Genomic DNA, 20,850 nt, shown 5'->3' on the forward strand with positions numbered 1-20,850 from the left:
GGCGCTCCCGGCCTATTGACCCCAGCGCCCTCGCCCCCTACACAGCCCCCCACGTGAGCGCGTAGCTCAGCCGGTAGAGCACGTGACTTTTAATCATGGGGTCGAGGGTTCGAGTCCCTCCGCGCTCACCATGCAATCCGTTTCAGAGTTGTCCGCGGAGCACCGGCTCTCCCGCCGAATTGTCTCGCAGCACGGACGCGGCGCCGCCTCGCCGGCCGCACAAGCTTCCTTCTGACACATCGCTTTCAGCCGGCATCATCGCCATCTCCACGGTCTGAGATGATGAGCGGAGGTTACGCGTGCTTTGGGGTCTCCTGGCCATCCTTGTGGTCGCCGGCATCGCGGCGATCGTCAATGACGGCGTCTACTCCGGCAGCCTGTTCGAGTCGGACATGCTGATCCGCAGCGCGGTGCTGATGGCGCTGGCGCTGTTCATCGGGCGCGGCCTGTTGCGGCGCGGAGCGCCGGCGAAATGGCTGAAGCATGGGGCGATCTGGCTGGCGATCGCGCTCGGCATCGCACTGCTGTATCGTTGGAGCCAATAGACCAGCTCGATGGCTGATTGAAACGATCCGCACCTTCCGCAACTGAGCTCGCATTCTGAGACGCCCAGATGCGACACACTCTTAGTTGCACGGCAGCACATTTTCCTCATCGGCGCATCCGCCTCGCACGCGCCGTTTCGCCGTCAAACGCGCGCGGGGCAAATCGACCTTATTTTTCCGCACGCGTTGACTTGATGTCCGGCTCTGGCAGAGTTTGCCTCGTTCGATCTCGTTTGAGGTCGGATCGCGGGATTTGACGGAGCAGCTTGCGCCGCGGGTTTAATCGCTAAAGCGCCACGACATGGTCGTGGGCTCCTTATTACTTGGAGAACGACACATGAAAGCCATCGTCTCGACGGCCCCTTCATCTGATCTCATCGCCTCCGGACTGCTCTCCTCCTCCTCGCGGTGTTGTTGCTGCTGTCGTTGTACGCTCGGCTGACGCCGGCGCCATCCAGCACTTTTCGTATCACCGATCATCAGGATTACCAGGAGGCACTGGCTTTGCCAGTTGAGCACCCATGTCCGACGCTTACGTCATCGAAGTCCACTCACGCACGGCCGGCATCGTCGTCCGGGAAGGCCGCAACTACTGCTTCTTCGCCTCGCACCACGATTTCAACAGCCTCGAACGCCAAGAGTTCGGATCGCTGGTCGCGGCCCAGAAGGCGGCGACGCGGTGCGCCAAGGAAGCCCGCCCGAGGCTGCAATAAGGCTCTTGGCAACGCGCATCTGCGCTGAAGACCGCGGCGACCGCACCATTGCTTCTGCACGGTTGGCCGTCGCGATCTGGCCGATCGCCGCTCTCTCCCATTTGCAAAACGAAAATCTCCCGGTGGCTCCATCGGGAAAACAACAGCCTCGTTTCGCGGCCGAATTCAAAATGGCCGCTGGCGGCAGCGGCTTGTAGTTTCCGTCCACCTCGACCACGCGATGGTCATCACTCGAAGGTTCGCATCACATGACACGGAAGTTTGTTTTCGCCGCTGCGGCGCTCGCCGCGCTGTCGGCGTTCTCGCCCGCCTTCGCCAGCGACGTGGTCCGCATCGGCACCACCGCGGGTCCTTACGCGGAGATTCTGCGCTACGCCGGCGACCTCGCCGCCAAGCAGGGAATCGAGCTGAAGATCACCGAGTTCACCGACTACACGGTGCCGAACGCGGCGCTGGCGCAGGATGATCTCGACATCAACAATTTCCAGCACCAGCCTTATCTCGACAACCAGGTGGCGCAGCGCGGCTATGACATCGTCTCGATCGCCAAGAGCATCATCGTGCCGATCGGGATCTACTCCAACAAGGTCAAGAGCATCGCCGACATCAAGACCGGCGCCACGGCGGCGATTCCGAACGATCCGTCGAACGGTGCGCGGGCGCTGGAATTGTTCGAGAAGGCCGGCCTGATCAAGCTGAAGCCGGGCATCGGCATCAAGGCGACGATCGCCGATATCGCCGACAATCCGAAGAAGCTGAAGATCGTCGAACTCGACGCCGCCCAGCTGCCGCGCTCGCTGAACGACCTCGACTTCTCGGCCGTCAACCTCAACTACGCGCTCAGCGCCGGGCTCGACCCGAAGACGGCCTTGCTGCTCGAGGACGCCGACACCAATTGGAATCTGGTGTTCGCGGTCCGCGCCAAGAACAAGGACAATCCGGTACTGAAGAAGTTCGTCGAGATCTATCGCTCGCCGGAAGTCAAAGCCTTCACCGAGCAGCGCTTCAACGGCACCATCCTCACCACCTGGTGACGCACCACTCTCCGCATATCTAAGACCGGCCGCCGCTGCGCGGCCGGTCTGCGTTCAGGAACCTACATGACACACGCCGATGATCGTCCGTTTTGGGACGCCAAGCTCGAGACCCAATCACGCGCCGACTGGGACGCCCTGAAACTATCGCTGCTGCAGAAGCACGTCGCCCACGCTTATGCGGGCTCGCCGGCCTATCGCGCGGCCTTCGACGCCGCCAAGGTGTCGCCGGGACAGATCAAATCGCTCGACGACATTCGCCGCTTCCCGCTGATCGACAAGGCCACGCTACGCGACCGCCAGCTCGCGGTGCCGCCGTTCGGAGATCTCGTCGCGGTGCCGGAGCGCGACATCGTCTACATCTCCGCCTCGTCCGGCTCGACCGGGGTGCCGACCGCCTCGCCGTTCACGCAGGATGATTTCGACGGCTGGATCGACTATGAGGCGCGGCAGTTCTGGTCGTCCGGGATGCGGCCGTCGGACCGTTACGTGCATTCGCTCAACTTCTCGCTGTTCATCGGCGGTCCCTGCGTGCTCGGCGCGCAGAAGCTCGGCGCGCTGACGATCCATGCCGGCACGCTGCCGTCCGAGCGGCTGCTGCAGATCCTGCGGCAATTCCAGGCGACGGTGATCTGGACCACGCCGTCCTATGCCTGGTACCTCGGCGAAACCGCCGTCAAGGAAGGCTACGACCTGCGCAAAGATCTCAGCGTGCGGCGGATCTTCGTCGCCGGCGAACCCGGCGGCTCGATCCCGGAGACGCGGGGCCGCATCGAGCAACTGTGGGGCGCCTCGGTCTACGACTACTACGGCCTGTCCGACATCTTCGGCTCCTGCGCCGGGATGTGCGAGCAGAAGGACGGCCTGCACTGGGCCGAGGATCATATTCTGGTCGAAGTGATCGATCCCGACAGCGGCGAGCCGGTCAAGCCGGGCGACCGCGGCGAGATGGTGCTGACCACCCTGCAGAAGGCGGCGCGGCCGATGATCCGTTTCCGCACCGGCGACATCGTCAGCTTCAACCCGGAGCCGTGCCGCTGCGGCCGGACCGCGATCCGTCTCAACGGCGTGCATGGCCGCCGCGACGACATGCTGATCATCAAGGGCGTCAATCTGTTCCCGAGCGACGTCGAGGCGGTGGCGCGGCAGGACCACGAACTCACCGGCGAGTATCGGCTGGTGGTCGACCGCATCAATCATCTCGACCACCTCACCGTGGAGGTCGAGCACATCCACGGCTACAACGGCGCGCCGGAGCATCTTGCAGACCGCTTCGGGCGCAAGCTCAAGGCGGTCACCGGCGTGTCGGCCGCGGTGTCGGTGCTGAAGCCGGACACGCTGCCGCGTGCGACCCACAAGGCCAAACGCGTCGAGGATCGTCGCAGCGGCGTCTGGAGCTGAGGCTCAGGCCTTCAGCTTCGGCGCGGCCAGCTGCGTCGCGGTGCGCTTGATGGTCTTGGCCACCAGCAGCGCCTGCTCCTTGGTCATGGCGAAATCCTGCACGCCCTTCTGGGTGGTCAGTGACAGAATCATCACCTCGGGCTGATTCTCCGGCCAGCCGGTCGCAAAGCCCTGGACGAAATCGGCCGCGGTGGAACGCTGGGTCATGGGTCGAACTCCTTGCAAGCTGGCGGGCTTGTTGGCCGAAACCCGCCTGGCTTGCAAGCCGCATGGTGGTCCGGCAAGCCCCTAGCGGGCCGGCACGAAGGCGGTGACCTCGATCTCGACCTTGGCGCGCGGATCGACCAGACCGGAGATGTACAGCAGCGTCGACGGCGGGAAATGCCGGCCCAGCGTCTCGCGCCATGCCGCGGCGATGCCGGCGCCCGCGGCCGCATAGTCGTCGCGGCTGGTGAGGTACCAGGTCAGCCGCACAATATGCTCGGGCCCCGCCCCGGCCTCGCGCAGCAGCGTGACGATCCGTTTCAGCGCTGCACCGACCTGCACGGCGAGATCGTCCGATTCGTACTCGCCCTGACCATTGGTGCCGGTCTGGCCCGCGAGCACCAGCCACTGCCCCGGCCCAATGAACGCCACGCCATGCGAGAAGCCCTTCGGCTTGGCCCAATCCACCGGCTGCAAGGTCCGCATGCGAAATCTCCCCTGTTGTCGAGCCGACTGCTGCGGCTCTTGCCACTTCAAGGCTGCATCGGGGCATAGGACATGGCGGAAATCAACCACGCGCATACCCGCAGCGGTTGCCAATCGCGACGCGGTCGCCGATAGAGCAAGCGGAAACGCCGCGGCGATCACGAAGCAGAACAAACGCCAATGACCCGACACCCTTCGAAAAGCATGGCCGCCGTGTGGATGGCCGGATGGCTCGGCCTGATGGTGATCATCGCGGTCGCCGGCCGGGAGGCGGCGCGCGGGCTGCATCTGTTCCAGGTGATGGAACTGCGCTCGACGATCGGCTTCCTGCTGCTCTATCCGCTGATTCACGCCGCCGGCGGCTTCGCCGCGATGGGCACGTCGCGCCCCTGGTCACACGTCAGCCGCAACGTGGTGCACTACGCCGCCCAATATTGCTGGTTTGCGGCGCTGCTGATCATCCCGATCGGCCAAGTGGTGGCGATCGAGTTCACCATGCCGATCTGGATCGCGATCCTGGCCGCAATCTTTCTCGGCGAACGCCTCAACCCCGGCAAGGTCACCGCCGTGGTGCTCGGCTTGATCGGCGTCATCGTGATCGTTCGCCCCGCCACAGGCTCGGTCGAACCGGGCCAACTGATCGCGCTGGCCGCTGCGTTCGGCTTCGCGATTTCGATCACCATCGTCAAGTCGCTGACCCGCATCGACAGCACGCTGACCATCATGTTCTGGATGCTGGTCATCCAATCGGCGATCGGCCTGCTGCCGGCGATCTATGTCTGGCAGTGGCCGTCGACGGTCGGCTGGATGTGGATCGTCGTGATCGCGTTCTGCGGCACGTTCTCACACTACTGCATGGCGCGGGCGCTGACCTACGCCGATGCGACGATCGTGATCCCGATGGATTTCCTGCGCGTGCCGCTGACCGCAACCGCCGGCTGGCTAATCTACGGCGAGCGGCTCGACATCTACACCGTGCTCGGCGCAGTTCTGATCCTGACGGGCAATTTGCTGAACCTGCGCAGCGCGCCAAGCCCAACGGCGGTGCGCAAGGCGCCATAGGCAACGCGAGAGCCGATCTTCGCTTCATAGAGCAAAGCAAGCCGATCTGGATGTTCGCTGCATCCGCGACCTGTTGGTGCCCTGCCGACCGAAGAATTGCAGGAACGGCATGGATGGCATGACCAGTCCGGCAGGACGGAGGCCGCAAGCGACCGAGGCGATTTGCGAGACGCCGACAATGCACTTCGAAGCTTGAGTCTGGTTCTCAGGACTTCGGCGCTCGGGCGTTACAGACCCGATGCCTTGCGTAGCGCGGCGTTGATGCGGTCCTGCCAGCCCGGACCATCCGATTGGAAGTGCTCGAGCACGTCCTGATCGATCCGCAGCGAAACCATTTCCTTGATGCCCGGTAGCGTCTGCCGCTTGAGCGCCGGAGTTTCGACCGGTTTGGTGGTCACCTTCTTGAAGGCCGCCTCGGCCTCGGTTCGTGCGTCATTCAAAGTGCGCGGGCGGCGTGGCGGCTGAGACATGGTATCCTCTTCGGCGCTTGGTTAGTCAGCAGCGCTGACAAAATAGCAAAAAAACGCGTCGCAGATCGAACACGATCAAAGCGAACGCAATTTGGTAACTAACTGTTCACGACGCGCGCGTCCCGGCGCACGTTGCTCGCGGAAAGTGCATCGGCAAGAGTCGTGGCCGCATGACGCTGCGACGCGAGCGCTGCGTTGCAGAATCGAATTTCGCGAAAGCAACGCATTTCTGTTGCGACATCGTCAGAGTTCCGGGTGTATAGTTTATGCAACTCGCAAGGTCAGTCCCAAACGATGTGAGGAGGTCACGATGCCGGCAAGTGCTGAGTTCCTGTCGACCAAGGCCCCTCGTCCGGCGCCGCGCGGTTGCGATCTGCCGGCCTGCCCGGTCTGTTCGGATTCCATGATCGCGGCCGAGGCCTCGGCGTATCTTACCGAGAGCATGATTAGCTACCTGTGGACCTGCGACACCTGCGGATTTGGCTTCGTCACCAAGCATGCGCTGAAGCGATTCACCTGTAATTGATGACGACTGGGGCGAGTGTCTCCCGTACACTTTGTTGTCTGCTTTCGGCACCTTCCAATCCATCGCAGGCTTGCCTCTATGCCGTGCCTTCGTGAGATATCGATAAAGATTCGCGTGATGTCACGCTCTGCTTCGGCGTAACCGCCGTTCGCCCTTCGCCGTCGGCTAGCGTCCGGATTTCGCGCAAATTCGGCTTCGTTTACACCTTCCCACCTCAATATCAACCACGTCCTCTGTCCACTGGAACCGCGTTTTGCGGTCGCGGATGGCGATCAATTGACCGAAGGCCCTGTCGGCTCGTGAGCTGATCGGAGATCGGCCCCTCCGGTGACGTTACCGCAGACGGACCGCGAACCGGCAGCCTCTGGGAGGATCGACACGAAGCCGCGGCGCCTCACGGAGCCGGAGCTCCGCCAGCGCAAGCATCTGCGCGACGTCGCCATGGGCTTTTTCAACGAATCGGATCGATCCAGGCTGATCCCCACGAGAAGACGATCAGGGACCAAGAGCAGCAGCTGCGGAGAAATTTTCGATTGCTAGAGTCCGGTGGCAAGCTCAGGACGCTCGCCACCAAGCACGTCCCAGCTCGCCCGTCCACCGACCTGCAGCGCGCAGCGCCGGAGTGGTTGCATCATCTAGGCAGTCCCGTCACGGCGGCGATCGCTATCGCGTATCAGCCAATACACCATCCCGAGCGCGAGGATCACCATCGCGAATGCCAGCGTATGCAATGCGTCCGTTTCGGCGAGATCCAGGATGATCACCTTTCGACAGATGGCAAGCAGCGCGATCACGATCACGGACCGGATCTGTACCACGGCTTCTCGGCGTTCAGCCACCACCAGCAGCGACTTTTTGAATTCCAATGCAATGATCACGGTGAGGATCATGCCGAAAACAGACTGAAATACTCGGTAATCTGACGGATCGAGACTGCCGGCGAGTACCAACCCGAATAGAATCTTCAGGCTGAGCGTCCAGACCGCCGCGATCACGACGATTGCAATCAGGAACGTCAGCAAAAGTACGACAGCTCGCTCGAACCATTCGTAAAGCGATGCCAGCTTGAGTTCGCTCTTCTTCTCCTCGAATTCATCCTTGATCGACATGATCACCTTCGCCCTCAACGTTTCGCCAGCCCAACGCGGAATGTCGGGCGACGGCTTCAGTCAGGATCGACGGGGACTATATGGGCGGAGGACGCTGTTGCGCACTGACTGCTGTCAGCAGACATCGAGCGCCCCAGGCGCCGCGCTCCGCATTTCTATGGCGATCCGATTGAGACCTATCAATGCACGGCGCCCTGGCCGTTGCGATGATAGAGATGCGATGCGTCGCACCATTGTGGCCCCTTCTCGGGCGTCCTCCCTAGACTTGGACCGCCGTCAGCACGCAGCTACGCGGTCCTTTCCTTTTTTCGGCGCGATGATGCGGCTACGGGATCATGTACGCCGGTTCGCGCTGACGAGTACGGCTTGATAGAAATGCAAGGATGGCAGGTTGCGGATTCCGGGTCGCTTCGGTCAGGCAGTCATCGTCTTTATCCAACTGGTCGCGTCATTCGGACGGAAAGCGACCGTTTTGTCCAATCGGCGCCGGCCGCATGACTGGAAAAGGACTGCCATGATCAAGGACATCCTGGTTCGTCTCGACGGAACGGCGCAGGACGATGTTCGTCTGGCGGCCGCCGATCAGATCGCCACGATATTTTCATCTCACATCACCGGTCTCTCCTTCATTTCGCAGTCTCCTCTCACCACTGGCGAAGCCGGGAAGGAGGACGGCCGCGCCGTCGAAGCAGCTGCGATCGCGCGTTTGGAGCGTCTGCAGCAGGAAACGCACCTTCGTCGCTTTGAGGTTGCCGGTGAGGAGGACGTCCCGGATACGGCCATGCGGCCGGCGCGCGCTGCTGACACGTTCGTGGAACTCTGTCCCGACGGCCTATCGAGCAACTCGGAGCGCTTGATCGAGCGCCTCCTTTTCGGAGCGGGCCGCCACCTTTTCCTGGTGCCGCACGAGCTCAGACCGCTTCGATTCCTGAAGCATGTCATCGTTGCATGGAATGGCAGTCGTGAGGCGGCACGCGCAATGGCCGAAGCCATGCCGTATCTGCAACGGGCTGAGAAAGTTGGTCTCCTGGTCGTCGAAGGAGAGAATCCGACGGAGGCGGACCGCCTCATGGGAAACGATGCGGTACAACATCTTCGGCATCACGGCATCAACGCCGTCAAGCACCGAGCGTTCGGCGAAGAAGACGAAACCGCCGGCGTGCTGATCGAAGAATGCCGCACGCTGGACGCCACTCTGCTGGTGATGGGCAGCTTCGGCCATTCTGCCCTTCATGAACTGTTGCCCGGCAGTACGACGCGCCGCCTGCTCCGTCGCTCGCCGATCCCGCTCGTCATTGCGCATTGATAAGCCGAGCCATGCTCGACAGAACCTGTCAGGCCGCCAGCTCTCCGGTCTTCCCCGCTCGCGACAGACGCGTGTTGGCAGTTCACGCCGCCTGATTGCAGCCGTTCCTCCTCTACGAAGGGTGGCCAGGATCCAGATGATAGAGCGGCGTCTTCTTGGCGCGCTGCGGTGTCATCTTGGCCGGGTCGGGCGCGCCAGGAACGCCGCGGGGACCCAACAACTCACGTTGGATGTCATCCTCGGACTTCTCAGGTTCAACCCCGTTCATGGGAGGCTTGGCTGGCATTGCATCGTCTCCTTTGTCTCGGCACAAATTCCGCCCGCACCAATCCCCGAGACTGCTTGTAAAGTCGCAACACTGCGATTCAGCAATACTACGTAAGCCATGACATCCGAATGGTCCCGCAGCCAGCAGGGTCTGACAGCTGTCAAGGCACGTCGTCGTGGAAACTCATCACTATGGCCGCACCCGAAGCGACAGCCATTTTCGGAGCCAGACATGACCAGTACGACCGACAACAGTAATGCCGACGTTAAGATCGACCTTCCCTCCGCGAGGCTCGCCAAGAATTGGTGGCTGTTCCTGCTGCGAGGCGCCTTCGGAATTATCTTCGGATTGCTCGCGTTCTTCTTGCCGGGCCCCACGATGCTTTCACTGGTGCTGCTGTTCTCGGCCTACATGCTGGTCGACGGCGTCGCAGCGATCATTTCTGCCGTTCGCGCCATGCGAAAGTCCGGTCAATGGGGACTGCTGTTGTTTGAAGGCCTTCTCAATATCGCCGTTGGTGTCGCCGCCTTCATCTGGCCTGGCCTGACGGTGATCGCCTTTGTCCTGCTGGTCGCCGCCTGGGCGATCGTCTCGGGTGTGCTGATGACGACTGCTGGTTTCCGTCTCAAGCTTGATCATGGCCGCTGGTGGATGGTGTTGGGCGGGCTGCTGTCCATCGTGTATGGCGCGCTGTTGGTGGCTATGCCGCTGATCGGCGCCGTCGTGCTGACGTGGTGGATGGGAGCTTATGCGGTGGCCTTTGGAACCGCGTTGATCATTCTGTCCTTCAAGTTGCGCGCCCGCCAGCGCGAGCAGGCTGGCACCCTTGCTGCAGCGGTGTGAGCCATTCTGCTGATGATCTCGGGCGCCGGCCGTGCAGGAGCCTGGCGCCCGACAAGACGCGACGCATCAGATCGGGCGCAACTCGGCCGAGACGGCAGCGAGGCCGGCATTCGGATACTTTCTTCCGATTTGGTGCTGCAGTGCATTGCGATTCACGATGCGGACCGTTCGTATCCCGATCAAGGCAATGACCCCGCGCTGCTGCAGATCTGAAAACGCGCGACACACGGTCTCCACGGACACTGCGAGGTACTCCGCCAGATCATACCGGGTGATCGGAAGCCGTATGTCTCCACGCTGATCGCCATAGCGCACCTCGAGATGCAGCAGGAACGCGCTCACCTTGTCCGCCGCCGTGACGCCGCCGAGCACGACGAGCTGCTGTCGGGAGCGTTCGAGTGATTGAAACGTGATCTCTCGCATTTCTCTGGCAAAGCGGTGATCGCGCTCGCCCAGATTTTCCAGCCGCGCTCCGGAATAGCTCGCGAGCACAGTCTCTTCCGTGACGGCCTCAATGGTGTCGTCTCGCTGGCTGCTCCCGACAAGGAAGAAATCTCCTATCAGCATCAGGTCGAGGAGCTGCCGTCGACCATCTGGACGGATGGTCGAATAACGCACGGCGCCGGCAATGACGTAGTACCAGCGCCCCGCGGGGCCTGCGTCCTCCGGAACCTGCTGGTCACGGTTCAATTTGACAATCGCGACCGAGGCATCGAGCGACTTCAGCGCGTGAGGCTGAGCGGCGAGAATCTTCCGATAATAGTCCGCTGGGTGAATGATCGGCTTCATTTCCCTGTCCTTCCCTTCCTGGCGCCCTCGGCGGCAGTGACGCTCTGCCTTCCGGTCATCAACTATCAGCCGCGCGCTCGGGTAAACTTGGGAAATTCTCGTAACGTAAAAACACGTAACGGCTCTTCAGCCTAAACTGGATCCCGACCATGTGAACCAATCGGCAGCGAGTTCCGCCACCCGGCGAGGCGCTGCAAGGCATTCAGCAGACCGGACCGCGTGGTGACAGGCGGCTCGGGCGACCATCTCGGCGATGTGCACGGCCGCAGTAATGCCATTCCGCTGATCTCACCCCGCATTGCGTCACGATGGTCGCTCGCGATGTCGCATCTCTCGGGCAAACCATGCGGGTGCAATTGCAGCAAATGTGCAGCCCTGGTGGTCTGACAACCGGCGGATTCTGCCGCGGCGTCGATTAAGCGGCCTGCAAATTGACAATGGTCAGCGCACTCCAGGGTCGAACAGAGGTACCCGCTAGATCACCGATCGTCCCGAGGAGAGAGACATGAAAACCACCCCATCCGCTCGCCTTTCGAATCTCATCATCAGTGCAACTCCGCCGAGCCATCGCAGGGGGGCGAGGAAGCTGCGAAACAGCGGCCTGGCGGCGCTTGTCGGAATGTTGGCTGTGCTGAGCTGCAATCCCGCACTGCCGCAGGCTGGCGTAGCTCTCGTCAAGGTCGACGTAAGCGTCGTTGCTCAGGGCTATCGCATGAGCAAACTGATCGGCAGCACCGTCATGAACGACAAAAATGAGAAGATCGGAAGCCTCGACGACGTGATCGCCGGGAAAGACAAGAAACAACTCGACTTCGCGATTCTGCAGGTCGGCGGCTTTCTCGGCGTCGGCGCTCGTCTCGTCGCAGTGCCGTTCAACAGCATCGTCATTGACGACACCGGCAGCAAGGTCACCCTTCCCGGCGCATCCAAGGAAGAACTGAAGAAGCTGACGGAATTCAAATACTGATCAGATTGACGGTCACATCACATGACGACGGCAACATCAACCGACACGATCCTGGACCATGACCGGTCCCGCGAAGTAACCGGTGTCTTTCACTCCCGGCGTACGCTCGACGACGCGGTCCAGGATCTTCTTTTGTCGGGCTTCGATCGCTCCGACATCGACGTCAGCGCATCTCCCGACGAACTGCAGCGTCGGCTGAATTACGTGGCGATTCCCCCTTCCGATCTCGCCGACCTGCCGACCACGCCGAGACAGCCCTTCTTCGGTGACGACGATTTGCTCGGCGCCGAAGCCGTCGCCAGCGGCGTTCTCGGTTGCATTACGGCAGTCGGAGTCGCCGCTTTCCTGGCGCTCAAAGGGTATGACGCTCTCGCGGTCGCCATGTGGTCGATCCTGATCGGGACCGTCACGGGCGTCATGATGATATGGCCCATCTATCGGCTCCTGCGCCGCGAAAAGGTCAGAGGCTTGGAGCCGATTGCGGAGTGGTTCGGCCTGCTGATCTGGGTTCGGGTCCGCGACCCTGAGAAGGAGGCGTTGGCCCAGGAAATTCTGGTGCGGCATGGCGGACATGCCGTGCACGTTCATGAAATCGACCTCATCAAGACGCCGGAAGATCTGCCGCTGCACTCACTTCGGCCGGATCCCTGGCTGAGTGACGAGCGTCTCGGGCGACCATAACGAGGCTGCGGCATAGCTGCGCGCGCGTCATTCATCCGCGCCGTGCTCACCCGCTTCGACGATCATCGTTGCCGATCTTCAATCAGCGCGGCTTCACAAGCTCCAGCGAGAAACACGAGCCGGAAGTTGACGATCGTCATGGCTCGCACGCTTACCACGCGTAGATTGCCTCCACCGGCGATGACGGGGCGGCGCCGACAATGCACTCGCAAACGCCAGGAGCCAATCATGAAGTCAGACAGTGAGATCGAACGCGACGTCCGTGACGAGTTGAAATGGGATCCGCACGTCGATGACAGCGACATCGCCATTTCGGTCAAGGACGGCGTCGTCACGCTCGCAGGTTTCACCCACAGCTACGCCGATCGACTCGAGGCCGAGTCCGCTGCGAAGCGCGTAGCGGGTGTGCGCGCCGTAGCCAACGACATCGAGGTTCGTCTGCCATCGATCGATCAGCGGCCGGATCCCGATATCGCGCGCGACGCGCTCGCGGCGCTCAAGTCCGAGCTTCCTATCTCACACGAGAAGATCAAGGTCACCGTTCGAGACGGCTGGATTACGCTCGAAGGCTCCGCCGAATGGCAATATCAGAAGACCTCAGGCGAGAAGGCGGTTCGCAAGGTCAAGGGCGTGAAGGGCGTCATCAACCTCATCACGGTCAAGCCGAAGGTCCAGCCCTCTGAACTCAAGCAGAAGATTCTGGACGCGTTCAAGCGGAACGCGGAAGTCGACGCCAACCGGATTCAGGTCGAGGCCAACGGCAGCGAAGTCGTCCTCAAGGGAACGGTGCGTTCCTGGATCGAAAGGGAGGAAGCCGAGCGCGTTGCCTGGTCGGCGCCCGGCGTGAGCAAGGTCGACGATCGCATCGTCGTCAGCCCCTAGGATCCAGAACTGCATCGCGAGCCGAAGAAGGAGACTCCAATGAGGTTACGATCACTCGTCCCGTTGCGTGACGCGGGAATACCGATGCCACCCGGCTTCGGCCTGTTCGGCCTTCACCGGGAGATCGACCGCCTATTCAGCGAGTTCTCACAGGGAGTGGGCGCCCAAGGACAGCAACTCGTTCCGAAGATCGATATCACGGAGACAGACAAAGCGATCGAAGTCACCGCTGAAATGCCGGGTCTCGAGCGCAAGGACGTCGATATTTCGCTCGAAGATGATACGCTGACTATTCGCGGCGAAAAGAAGATGGAGCAGGGTTCGGACGGCGGCAACACCGACAAGAATGTTCAGCACAGCGAACGCAGCTACGGGGTGTTTCTTCGTGTTCTGCAATTGCCGCCTGGCATCGATCCCTCCTCCGTCCAGGCGACGATGACCAACGGCGTGCTGAAGATCACGATTCCGAAGCCCGCGAAGCCCGAGCCGAAGAAGATCGAGGTCAAGGAAGCCGCCTGATTGTCGGCACGGCGAGCCGCCCGAGCCATCGGTGTCCTCACAGGCCGGTTCGTGCGTCTCGCCTCTTCATCGAACAGCAGAAACACAGCTCAGGACGGCTGCAACCTCCCAGGATTCAAACCCGAAGGAACCTGATCATGGCAAAGGCAATCGGCATCGATCTCGGAACTACCAACTCTTGCGTGGCTGTCATGGAAGGCAGCAAAGCCAGGGTTATTGAGAATGCCGAAGGCGGGCGCACCACGCCGTCGATGGTTGCCTTCACGGACGACGGCGAAGTGCTGGTCGGGCAGCCGGCCAAGCGGCAAAGTATCACCAACCCCGAGAACACGGTTTATGCCATCAAGCGACTGATCGGCCGTCGCTACGATGATCCGATCACGGCCAAAGACAAGACCATGGTGCCGTATCACATCGTGCCGGGCGACAACGGCGACGCCTGGGTCGATATCCGGGGCAAGAAGTACAGTCCCAGCCAGATCAGCGCCTTCATCCTCACCAAGATGAAGGAAACCGCGGAAGCCACGCTCGGTGGCGCCGTCACACAGGCTGTGATCACCGTGCCCGCCTATTTCAACGACGCGCAGCGTCAGGCAACCAAGGACGCCGGCCGGATCGCCGGGCTGGAAGTCCTGCGCATCATCAATGAGCCGACTGCGGCCGCCCTCGCCTACGGTCTCGACAAGAAAGGCAGCGGCAAGATCGTGGTCTACGATCTCGGTGGCGGAACGTTCGACGTCTCGATCCTGGAGGTCGGCGACGGCGTGTTCGAGGTCAAGTCAACCAATGGCGACACCTTTCTCGGTGGCGAAGATTTCGACAAGCGGATCATCGATTATCTGGCGGACGAGTTTCGCAAGGAGAACGGCATCGACCTCCGAAAGGATCGTCTTGCCTTGCAACGGCTCAAGGATGCCGCCGAGAAGGCCAAGATCGAACTCTCCAGCGCCACCCAGACCGATGTCAATCTTCCGTTCATCACCGCAGACCAGGCCGGACCAAAACATCTCAATGTCAAGCTGTCGCGCGCCAAGCTCGAAGCGCTGGTCGACGATCTCATCCAGCGCACCATCGATCCCTGCAAGGCGGCGTTGAAGGACGCCGGCCTGCAGCCATCGGATATCAACGAAGTCGTCCTTGTCGGCGGCCAGACCCGCATGCCGAAGGTTCAGGAGACCGTACAGCAGCTGTTCGGACGCGAACCCCATAAGGGCGTCAATCCCGATGAAGTGGTCGCGGTCGGCGCCGCGATCCAGGCCGGCGTTCTCCAAGGCGACGTCCAGGACGTCCTGCTGCTCGACGTCACACCCTTGTCGCTCGGCATCGAGACGCTGGGCGGCGTCATGACGAAGCTGATCGAGCGCAACACCACCATCCCGACCAAGAAGAGCCAAACGTTCTCGACGGCGGAGGACAATCAGACCGCCGTCACGATCCGGGTCTTCCAGGGCGAACGCGAGTTGGCGGCGGACAACAAGCTGCTGGGTCAGTTCGATCTGGTCGGAATTCCGCCGGCGCCTCGAGGCGTGCCGCAGATCGAGGTGACGTTCGATATCGACGCCAACGGCATCGTCAATGTATCGGCCAAGGACAAGGCGAGCGGTAAGGAGCAAAGCATCCGGATCCAGGCGTCCGGAGGCCTGACCGAAGCCGACATCCAGAGGATGGTCCGGGAGGCCGAAGCCCATGCCGACGAGGACAAGCGGCGCAAGGAGCTGATCGAAGCCCGCAACCAGGCCGACGCGGCAATCTACAGCTCCGAGAAGGCCCTGAAGGATGCCGAAGGAAAGATCCCTGCCGACGTCAAGAGCGAGGTCGAACAGGCGATCGCCGAGGCCAAGCAACGGCTGAGCGGCGAGGACGTGACAGCGATCCAGCAGGCCGCCCAGCGGCTGCAACAGGCGGCGTCGAAAATCGGCGAAGCCCTGAACCGCGCGGCGTCCCAAGGCGGCGCGACCGGCAGCGAACAAGCGGGATCTTCTGAGTCCAATGACGACGTCGTCGACGCGGAATTCGAGGAAATCGATCCCGGCAGCCGGAAGGCTTCGTGAAGCCTCCCCATCCGGGGCGAACATCACGAGTGGAGCACGACATGGCGACCAACACCGTCGACGATGGGCTTGGCGAGCTGCCCGCGGGTGAGCACGACGCAAGCAATCGAGCGCAGGAAACCAGCTCCGAGCGCGACCGCCTGTTGCGCGCACTCGCGGATGCCGAAAACACGAGGCGCCTCACTGAGCGCCGGGTGCAGGATGCCCGGCAATATGCGATCGCCGACTTCGCCCGCGAACTGCTGCAAGTGGCGGACAATCTGCGACGCGCTATCGAGGCCGGCTCGCCGGATCCTGGCGCCAAGGACGACAGCCTGCACGCCGGGGTCGTTGCCACCGACCGCATCCTGACGCAGATCCTGAAACGCTTCGGTGTTGAAGTCATCGATGCTCTGAACCAGCCATTCGATCCGATGAAACATGAAGCCGTGATGGAAGCGGATCGGTCCGACCAGTCTCCCGGCAACGTCGTGGACGTTCTGGAGACAGGCTACATGCTTCACGACCGGCTGTTGCGGCCGGCCAGAGTTGTTGTCGCCAAACCGCCCAAACCGCAATCGTCCTCACCCCCGCAACAATGACCCGGGGTCCGATCGGTCGGGCCGACGCGCAATCAGGAGCTGGTGTTGGCCACAGACCCGTATGCAACGCTGGGCGTCGAGCGAGACGCGACACAGGCCGACATCCAGAAGGCCTACCGTCGGCTCGCGAAAAAGCTGCATCCTGATCTCAATCCAGGCAACAAGGCGGCAGAGGACAAATTCAAAGAGCTGTCCGCCGCCAACACACTTCTCAGCGACCCGGAACAGCGAGCCCGCTTCGACCGCGGCGAGATCGATGCATCAGGCACCGAGCAGCAGCCCCGGCGATACTACCGGGATTTTGCCGAGCGGGACGGCTGGTCCGGTTACACCAATGGCGCCGGCTTCGCCGATTTCAGCGACCTCTCCGGCAGCGAGGACCTTCTCTCCGAAATCTTTGGGCGCGCCGGCCGCTCCACCCGGCGCGGTCGCGGCGCTGACATCCGCTATCACCTCGAGCTCAGCTTTCTCGATGCCGTCAACGGCGGCAAGCAATCCATCGTCCTCCCAGACGGGACGACTCTCGAGGTGAACATTCCTCCCGGCACCCGCGACGGCCAAACTCTGCGCCTCAAGGAGAAGGGGCGTCGGGGAGCCGGCGACGGTCCTGCAGGCGACGCTTTGATTGAAATCAGCGTCCTGCCGCATCCTTACTTCGTCCGCAAAGGCGATGACATCCTCCTGGAGCTGCCGATCTCACTGAAGGAAGGCGTGCTGGGCGCCAAACTGAAGGTCCCGACCGTGAGCGGCGCCGTCACCGTCTCAGTGCCGAAATGGTCGAGTTCGGGCCGCAAGCTGCGGATCAAGGGACGAGGCGTGCCGCGCGCCGATGGCGGCAGAGGTGACCAGTACGTCACGCTCAAGCTCGTTCTGCCGAAAAAGCCCGACCCAGATCTCGAACGGTTCATGAGTGACTGGCAGCCTTCTGATAGCCCGCGACAGTCGATGCGAGTGTGACAATGCAGCTGCAGGAATTCGCCGATCGATCTCACCTCGATTCAGCCACGATCGAGACCTGGATAAAGGCAGAATGGTTGCTGGCGGATCGGCCAGGGCATCACTTCTCCGAGCAGGATCTCGCCCGTGCGCGTCTCATCCAGGACCTTCAGGATGATTTCGGTGTCAACGACGAGGGTATCGCGCTCGTCTTGTATCTGCTGGATCAACTCTATGGGCTGCGCTGCCTGCTCCGGGACATCCAGACCATGCGGAATACGGATGTAACGCCCCCGCATTGAAGCGTCGGGACCCGATCGGCGATCATGAGCTTGCGCGTCGAGCCTTCCTGCACTCTCTAGCCCAACGATCGTGCCGTCGCTCCTCCCGACACTACACGGCGCAGCATGGCTTGGCTCCTGGTAACAGCAGGCGTCGCGCCGGTCGGTCGAACCTGGCCAGTCGCCCCACTCATCGCGCTCGGTCATGTAGGGTCACGGCGACTCTATCGCCGGCCCTGCCGCAGTCACTTCGGCGCTGCGGCGACGGCCCCGCGTAGCCACGCTCGCTGTATAGTTCCTGCTGTCCGTTCTCAATGACAGCCGCATTGAGGATTGTCAGCGCGGCGGATCTCTCATCCGTTACGTTATCGCGTCGAGACCGAAACGTCTCCATAGGCCTGTTTAGCCACAGCTTGACTCAGTCAACTCTTTGGACACGAGGCAACATGTTCACCGCTTCCACGCGCAGCCGCGCGCTGAATGGCGCTCTAAATGGAAACGCTAACCCACTGTTCCAGGGATATCGACTGGGGCCGTTTATCCTCCCCCATCGGGTGGTAATGGCGCCATTGACCCGCTCACGAGCCCGACAGCCGGGCAACGTGCCATCGCAACTCGCGGCCTGTTACTATGCGCAGCGAGCGTCCGCTGCCCTCATCATCAGCGAGGCCACCCAGATCTCGATGCAGGGCCAGGGCTATGCCTGGACGCCGGGTATCCATAGCCGCGAGCAAGTCGAAGCTTGGCGGCAAGTCACGACGGCCGTGCACAAGGCTGACGGACTGATCTTCAATCAACTATGGCACGTCGGTCGCATTTCGCATCCGGCCCTGCAGCCGGACAACATGCTGCCCGTTGCGCCCTCGGCGATCACGCCTGCCGGCAAGGCCTTCATCGAAAACGAGCTCGGCGAGGGACAGCTGGTTCCGTTCGTGCGTCCACGCGCGCTGACTCTCGAGGAGATACCCTATCTAATCAGACAGTACGAGCGTGCGGCGAGGAACGCGGAGGCTGCCGAATTCGACGGCATCGAGATCCATGCGGCCAACGGCTACCTGATCGATCAGTTCATCGAGAGCAGCACCAACTGTCGCAGCGATGCGTATGGCGGCACGATTCAGAATCGCGCGCGTCTGCTGCTCGAAATCACGGAAGCCCTAATCCCCATTCTCGGAGCGGACAGGATCGGCGTCCGGCTTTCACCTCTTGGCAAGATGAACGACATCAGTGACGACGCTCCTGAGTCGACGTTCGGCTATCTCGCCGAACAGCTTTCCGGCTATGGCTTGGCCTATCTGCACGTCGTCAATCCGGCACTCGAGCAGATGCAGAATGGCCAGAACCCGGACCCGGTCGCTCTGGGCATGGCCAGACTGATACGCACCAAATATCAGGGAACCCTGATCGTGGCCGGAGGCTTTGACGCCGACAGCGCCACGCAATGGCTGCACGACGGGCTAGCCGACTTGATTGCGTTCGGCCGCAAGTTCATTGCCAATCCCGACCTGCCCGAACGGCTGCGGGTCGATGCACCACTGAACGTGGACGACCCGACGACGTACTATGGCGGCGGCGAGAAGGGTTACACGGACTATCCTTCGCTGCAGCAGGACCGCGGCGACAAGGCGAAGGCTTGTGTCGATCAGCGTTGGCGATGATACGACGAGCGGCGCCCAAGGACCTCAGTCATCGATCATCCTCTAGACAGCAGGTCGCGAGCACCATCGATGGGCGGAAGCTTCAAGTCCTATTCCTGTCCGGGATGTGCGAAGATGCTGCGTCTGGCCAGCGAACTAGCCGCCGATGCCCGGCGCTCAGGCGTCACTTTCAGTGATCCGATGCAGCGACAGGATATCAGGAACCTCCTCAACAGCGAATTGCGGCCGCCACGGCAAACCTGTTCGGCAAATCATGAGACAGCGGGCGCGGCTGCGGGCGCATACTGGCGCAGCCAGTCGCGCAACGCCTCGCCACCGACAGCGCCGGCGCGCTGAGCGACGATGTTGCCTTTGTGGAACAGCATCAGCGTTGGGATGCTCCGAATGTTGTAGCGCGCGGACAGCTCGCCTTCCGCCTCGGTGTCGACCTTCAGAAAGCGAAACTCGGGTTCGAGTTCGCCGGCGGCGCGTTCGAGAACCGGCGCCATCGCTTTGCAAGGCCCGCACCACGCCGCCCAAAAGTCGATTACCACCGGAATATCGTTGCGCTGGATGTGAGTGGCGAAGTCACGTGCGGAAACCGACACGGGATGCCCTGTAAAGAGTTGCTGTCGACATCGTCCGCATTTTGCCTGCCGCGCATCCCGCCGGTTCGGAACGCGGTTGGTTGCCGTGCAATGGGGGCACACGATGCGGCGGATCTCGTTGCTCATGGCTGAAGCTCTCCACAATCAATGCCATGCCAGAGGCTGTGTGCGATCCGCGGACAGGTCGTATCGAGCTTGGCCAAATCCAGGTGTCAGCCGGCCATCGAGCGCACCACGGTTCATCGGGCAGGTGCTCCGGTTTGCGATCGTGGCCGATGCCGTGCCGGCAGATAGTGACGGGCCCTGATCGATCAGCGAGATCACCGCCAGGCGGCTCCCATATCAATGGGCGAACTCCAGCATTGATTGCAACGGCTACAGCAGCAAGTCGAACATTCGCGACGCGAGCTCCCAATGTCTCGTCTGCGGATTTTTCAGATCCGGCTCGACGAGCTTCATGGCTCGGGCAACCGCGACGCCAAGTCCTCCGACAACATCGGGCAGCATTGCTTCGGCCTCGTCGCTGTAGGTGAACTGCAGCGGCGGTCGATGCGCGAGACGGTCGAGAATCGGCGCCAGCTCTATCGTTTCATCCAGCTTCCTGAATTGCTCGATGCATTCCTGGAGGCCGGCGGTGATCGGCAGATGCCAGGGCTCGATCAGGACGTCGCCGCCAGCTTTGGCGTCAGCTTCGGCGCGAATGAGCAGCCGATACACCCTGTGATCGACGAACTCTTCGAAGCGCTTGAGGTCGGCCTTGTCCAAATTTAGATCAGCCGCCTTGCGAAAGAGTCGCTGCAGCTGTAGCACGCCCTCTGGGCGCGCAGGCGGCATCTTGTCATGGGGAAGTTGCGCGATCATCCGGCCACTCTGCCATGCCTCGTCGCGGCCGCGTTGACAGATGTCATTCACGCGTAGTTATTTCGTGTCGAGCCGTTCGGTCATCGTCCA

General features: G+C 61.9%; 24 protein-coding genes and 1 tRNA gene. 18 read left to right on the plus strand and 7 right to left on the minus strand.

Annotated features, from left to right (window positions below; translation table 11 throughout):
* Window positions 1-55: 55 nt before the first annotated feature.
* The 5 genes from D4Q52_RS00510 to D4Q52_RS00530 all read left to right on the plus strand — a co-directional run bounded on the left by D4Q52_RS00510 (window position 56) and on the right by D4Q52_RS00530 (window position 3,693).
* Window positions 56-131: transfer RNA gene (locus tag D4Q52_RS00510), tRNA-Lys, on the plus strand.
* Between the two features lie 168 nt (window positions 132-299).
* On the plus strand, window positions 300-545 hold the full coding sequence (locus D4Q52_RS00515; RefSeq protein WP_119854585.1) for a hypothetical protein: 246 nt from the start codon (window positions 300-302) through the stop codon (window positions 543-545).
* 521 nt (window positions 546-1,066) lie between these two features.
* Entirely contained in the window at window positions 1,067-1,258 is a 192-nt protein-coding gene (locus D4Q52_RS00520; RefSeq protein WP_119854586.1) for a hypothetical protein, read from the plus strand.
* A 248-nt stretch (window positions 1,259-1,506) separates the two neighbouring features.
* Window positions 1,507-2,292 (plus strand): MetQ/NlpA family ABC transporter substrate-binding protein, encoded by a 786-nt coding sequence (locus D4Q52_RS00525; protein ID WP_119854587.1) that lies wholly within the window; start codon window positions 1,507-1,509, stop codon window positions 2,290-2,292.
* A 66-nt stretch (window positions 2,293-2,358) separates the two neighbouring features.
* Entirely contained in the window at window positions 2,359-3,693 is a 1,335-nt protein-coding gene (locus tag D4Q52_RS00530; protein ID WP_119854588.1) for a phenylacetate--CoA ligase family protein, read from the plus strand.
* A 3-nt stretch (window positions 3,694-3,696) separates the two neighbouring features.
* On the opposite strand, the gene D4Q52_RS00535 is transcribed toward D4Q52_RS00530, so the two are convergent.
* Together D4Q52_RS00535 and D4Q52_RS00540 are read right to left on the minus strand one after the other, a co-directional pair.
* A complete protein-coding gene (locus tag D4Q52_RS00535) occupies window positions 3,697-3,900 on the minus strand; it encodes a hypothetical protein (RefSeq protein WP_119854589.1) in 204 nt (67 codons plus the stop codon).
* An 81-nt stretch (window positions 3,901-3,981) separates the two neighbouring features.
* Entirely contained in the window at window positions 3,982-4,383 is a 402-nt protein-coding gene (locus tag D4Q52_RS00540; RefSeq protein ID WP_119854590.1) for a RidA family protein, read from the minus strand.
* Between the two features lie 180 nt (window positions 4,384-4,563).
* On the opposite strand from D4Q52_RS00540, the gene D4Q52_RS00545 reads away from it, so the two are divergent.
* Complete coding sequence (locus tag D4Q52_RS00545; protein WP_119854591.1) at window positions 4,564-5,445, plus strand: DMT family transporter; 882 nt, start codon at window positions 4,564-4,566, stop codon at window positions 5,443-5,445.
* A gap of 227 nt (window positions 5,446-5,672) precedes the next feature.
* On the opposite strand, the gene D4Q52_RS00550 is transcribed toward D4Q52_RS00545, so the two are convergent.
* Window positions 5,673-5,915: a BrnA antitoxin family protein gene (locus D4Q52_RS00550; protein WP_119854592.1), complete on the minus strand. Its 243-nt coding sequence runs from the start codon at window positions 5,913-5,915 to the stop codon at window positions 5,673-5,675.
* A 310-nt stretch (window positions 5,916-6,225) separates the two neighbouring features.
* Here D4Q52_RS00550 and D4Q52_RS00555 point away from each other — a divergent pair, with 310 nt between their 5' ends.
* The gene (locus D4Q52_RS00555) at window positions 6,226-6,441 is read left to right on the plus strand and encodes a hypothetical protein (RefSeq protein WP_119854593.1); all 216 of its coding nucleotides are present in this window, start codon (window positions 6,226-6,228) and stop codon (window positions 6,439-6,441) included.
* A 635-nt stretch (window positions 6,442-7,076) separates the two neighbouring features.
* Here the strand turns inward: D4Q52_RS00555 and D4Q52_RS00560 are convergent.
* Window positions 7,077-7,550: a phosphate-starvation-inducible PsiE family protein gene (locus D4Q52_RS00560; RefSeq protein WP_119854594.1), complete on the minus strand. Its 474-nt coding sequence runs from the start codon at window positions 7,548-7,550 to the stop codon at window positions 7,077-7,079.
* 514 nt (window positions 7,551-8,064) lie between these two features.
* Here D4Q52_RS00560 and D4Q52_RS00565 point away from each other — a divergent pair.
* Window positions 8,065-8,856, plus strand: coding sequence for a universal stress protein (locus D4Q52_RS00565; protein ID WP_119854595.1), 792 nt, complete (start codon window positions 8,065-8,067; stop codon window positions 8,854-8,856).
* Between the two features lie 499 nt (window positions 8,857-9,355).
* Window positions 9,356-9,967 (plus strand): HdeD family acid-resistance protein, encoded by a 612-nt coding sequence (locus tag D4Q52_RS00570; RefSeq protein ID WP_119854596.1) that lies wholly within the window; start codon window positions 9,356-9,358, stop codon window positions 9,965-9,967.
* Window positions 9,968-10,033: 66 nt separating this feature from the next.
* Here D4Q52_RS00570 and D4Q52_RS00575 read toward each other — a convergent pair whose 3' ends face one another.
* Complete coding sequence (locus D4Q52_RS00575; protein WP_119854597.1) at window positions 10,034-10,756, minus strand: helix-turn-helix domain-containing protein; 723 nt, start codon at window positions 10,754-10,756, stop codon at window positions 10,034-10,036.
* A 505-nt stretch (window positions 10,757-11,261) separates the two neighbouring features.
* Between D4Q52_RS00575 and D4Q52_RS00580 the strand changes: the two genes are divergently transcribed.
* The 9 genes from D4Q52_RS00580 (at window position 11,262) to D4Q52_RS00620 (ending at window position 19,312) form a co-directional block, all read left to right on the plus strand.
* Window positions 11,262-11,723, plus strand: coding sequence for a PRC-barrel domain-containing protein (locus tag D4Q52_RS00580; protein WP_119854598.1), 462 nt, complete (start codon window positions 11,262-11,264; stop codon window positions 11,721-11,723).
* A gap of 21 nt (window positions 11,724-11,744) precedes the next feature.
* Complete coding sequence (locus D4Q52_RS00585) at window positions 11,745-12,404, plus strand: hypothetical protein (protein WP_119854599.1); 660 nt, start codon at window positions 11,745-11,747, stop codon at window positions 12,402-12,404.
* 228 nt (window positions 12,405-12,632) lie between these two features.
* Window positions 12,633-13,286: a BON domain-containing protein gene (locus tag D4Q52_RS00590; RefSeq protein WP_119854600.1), complete on the plus strand. Its 654-nt coding sequence runs from the start codon at window positions 12,633-12,635 to the stop codon at window positions 13,284-13,286.
* Between the two features lie 84 nt (window positions 13,287-13,370).
* Entirely contained in the window at window positions 13,371-13,805 is a 435-nt protein-coding gene (locus D4Q52_RS00595; RefSeq protein ID WP_119854601.1) for an Hsp20/alpha crystallin family protein, read from the plus strand.
* Between the two features lie 137 nt (window positions 13,806-13,942).
* Window positions 13,943-15,856 carry a molecular chaperone DnaK gene (gene dnaK / locus D4Q52_RS00600; RefSeq protein ID WP_119854602.1) on the plus strand — a complete coding sequence of 638 codons (1,914 nt, stop codon included), beginning with the start codon at window positions 13,943-13,945 and terminating at the stop codon, window positions 15,854-15,856.
* Between the two features lie 41 nt (window positions 15,857-15,897).
* Window positions 15,898-16,437: a nucleotide exchange factor GrpE gene (locus D4Q52_RS00605; RefSeq protein WP_119854603.1), complete on the plus strand. Its 540-nt coding sequence runs from the start codon at window positions 15,898-15,900 to the stop codon at window positions 16,435-16,437.
* A gap of 45 nt (window positions 16,438-16,482) precedes the next feature.
* Window positions 16,483-17,394, plus strand: coding sequence for a DnaJ C-terminal domain-containing protein (locus tag D4Q52_RS00610; protein WP_119854604.1), 912 nt, complete (start codon window positions 16,483-16,485; stop codon window positions 17,392-17,394).
* A gap of 2 nt (window positions 17,395-17,396) precedes the next feature.
* Window positions 17,397-17,675: a chaperone modulator CbpM gene (locus tag D4Q52_RS00615; RefSeq protein ID WP_119854605.1), complete on the plus strand. Its 279-nt coding sequence runs from the start codon at window positions 17,397-17,399 to the stop codon at window positions 17,673-17,675.
* Window positions 17,676-18,100: 425 nt separating this feature from the next.
* On the plus strand, window positions 18,101-19,312 hold the full coding sequence (locus D4Q52_RS00620) for an alkene reductase (protein WP_119854606.1): 1,212 nt from the start codon (window positions 18,101-18,103) through the stop codon (window positions 19,310-19,312).
* A 251-nt stretch (window positions 19,313-19,563) separates the two neighbouring features.
* Here D4Q52_RS00620 and trxC read toward each other — a convergent pair whose 3' ends face one another.
* Together trxC and D4Q52_RS00630 are read right to left on the minus strand one after the other, a co-directional pair.
* Window positions 19,564-20,025: a thioredoxin TrxC gene (gene trxC / locus D4Q52_RS00625; protein WP_119854607.1), complete on the minus strand. Its 462-nt coding sequence runs from the start codon at window positions 20,023-20,025 to the stop codon at window positions 19,564-19,566.
* A gap of 249 nt (window positions 20,026-20,274) precedes the next feature.
* A complete protein-coding gene (locus tag D4Q52_RS00630) occupies window positions 20,275-20,760 on the minus strand; it encodes a DUF1931 family protein (protein ID WP_119854832.1) in 486 nt (161 codons plus the stop codon).
* Between the last annotated feature and the right edge of the window lie 90 nt (window positions 20,761-20,850).

Origin of the sequence: Rhodopseudomonas palustris (assembly GCF_003591005.1) — a bacterium.
Classification (GTDB): domain Bacteria; phylum Pseudomonadota; class Alphaproteobacteria; order Rhizobiales; family Xanthobacteraceae; genus Rhodopseudomonas; species Rhodopseudomonas palustris_K.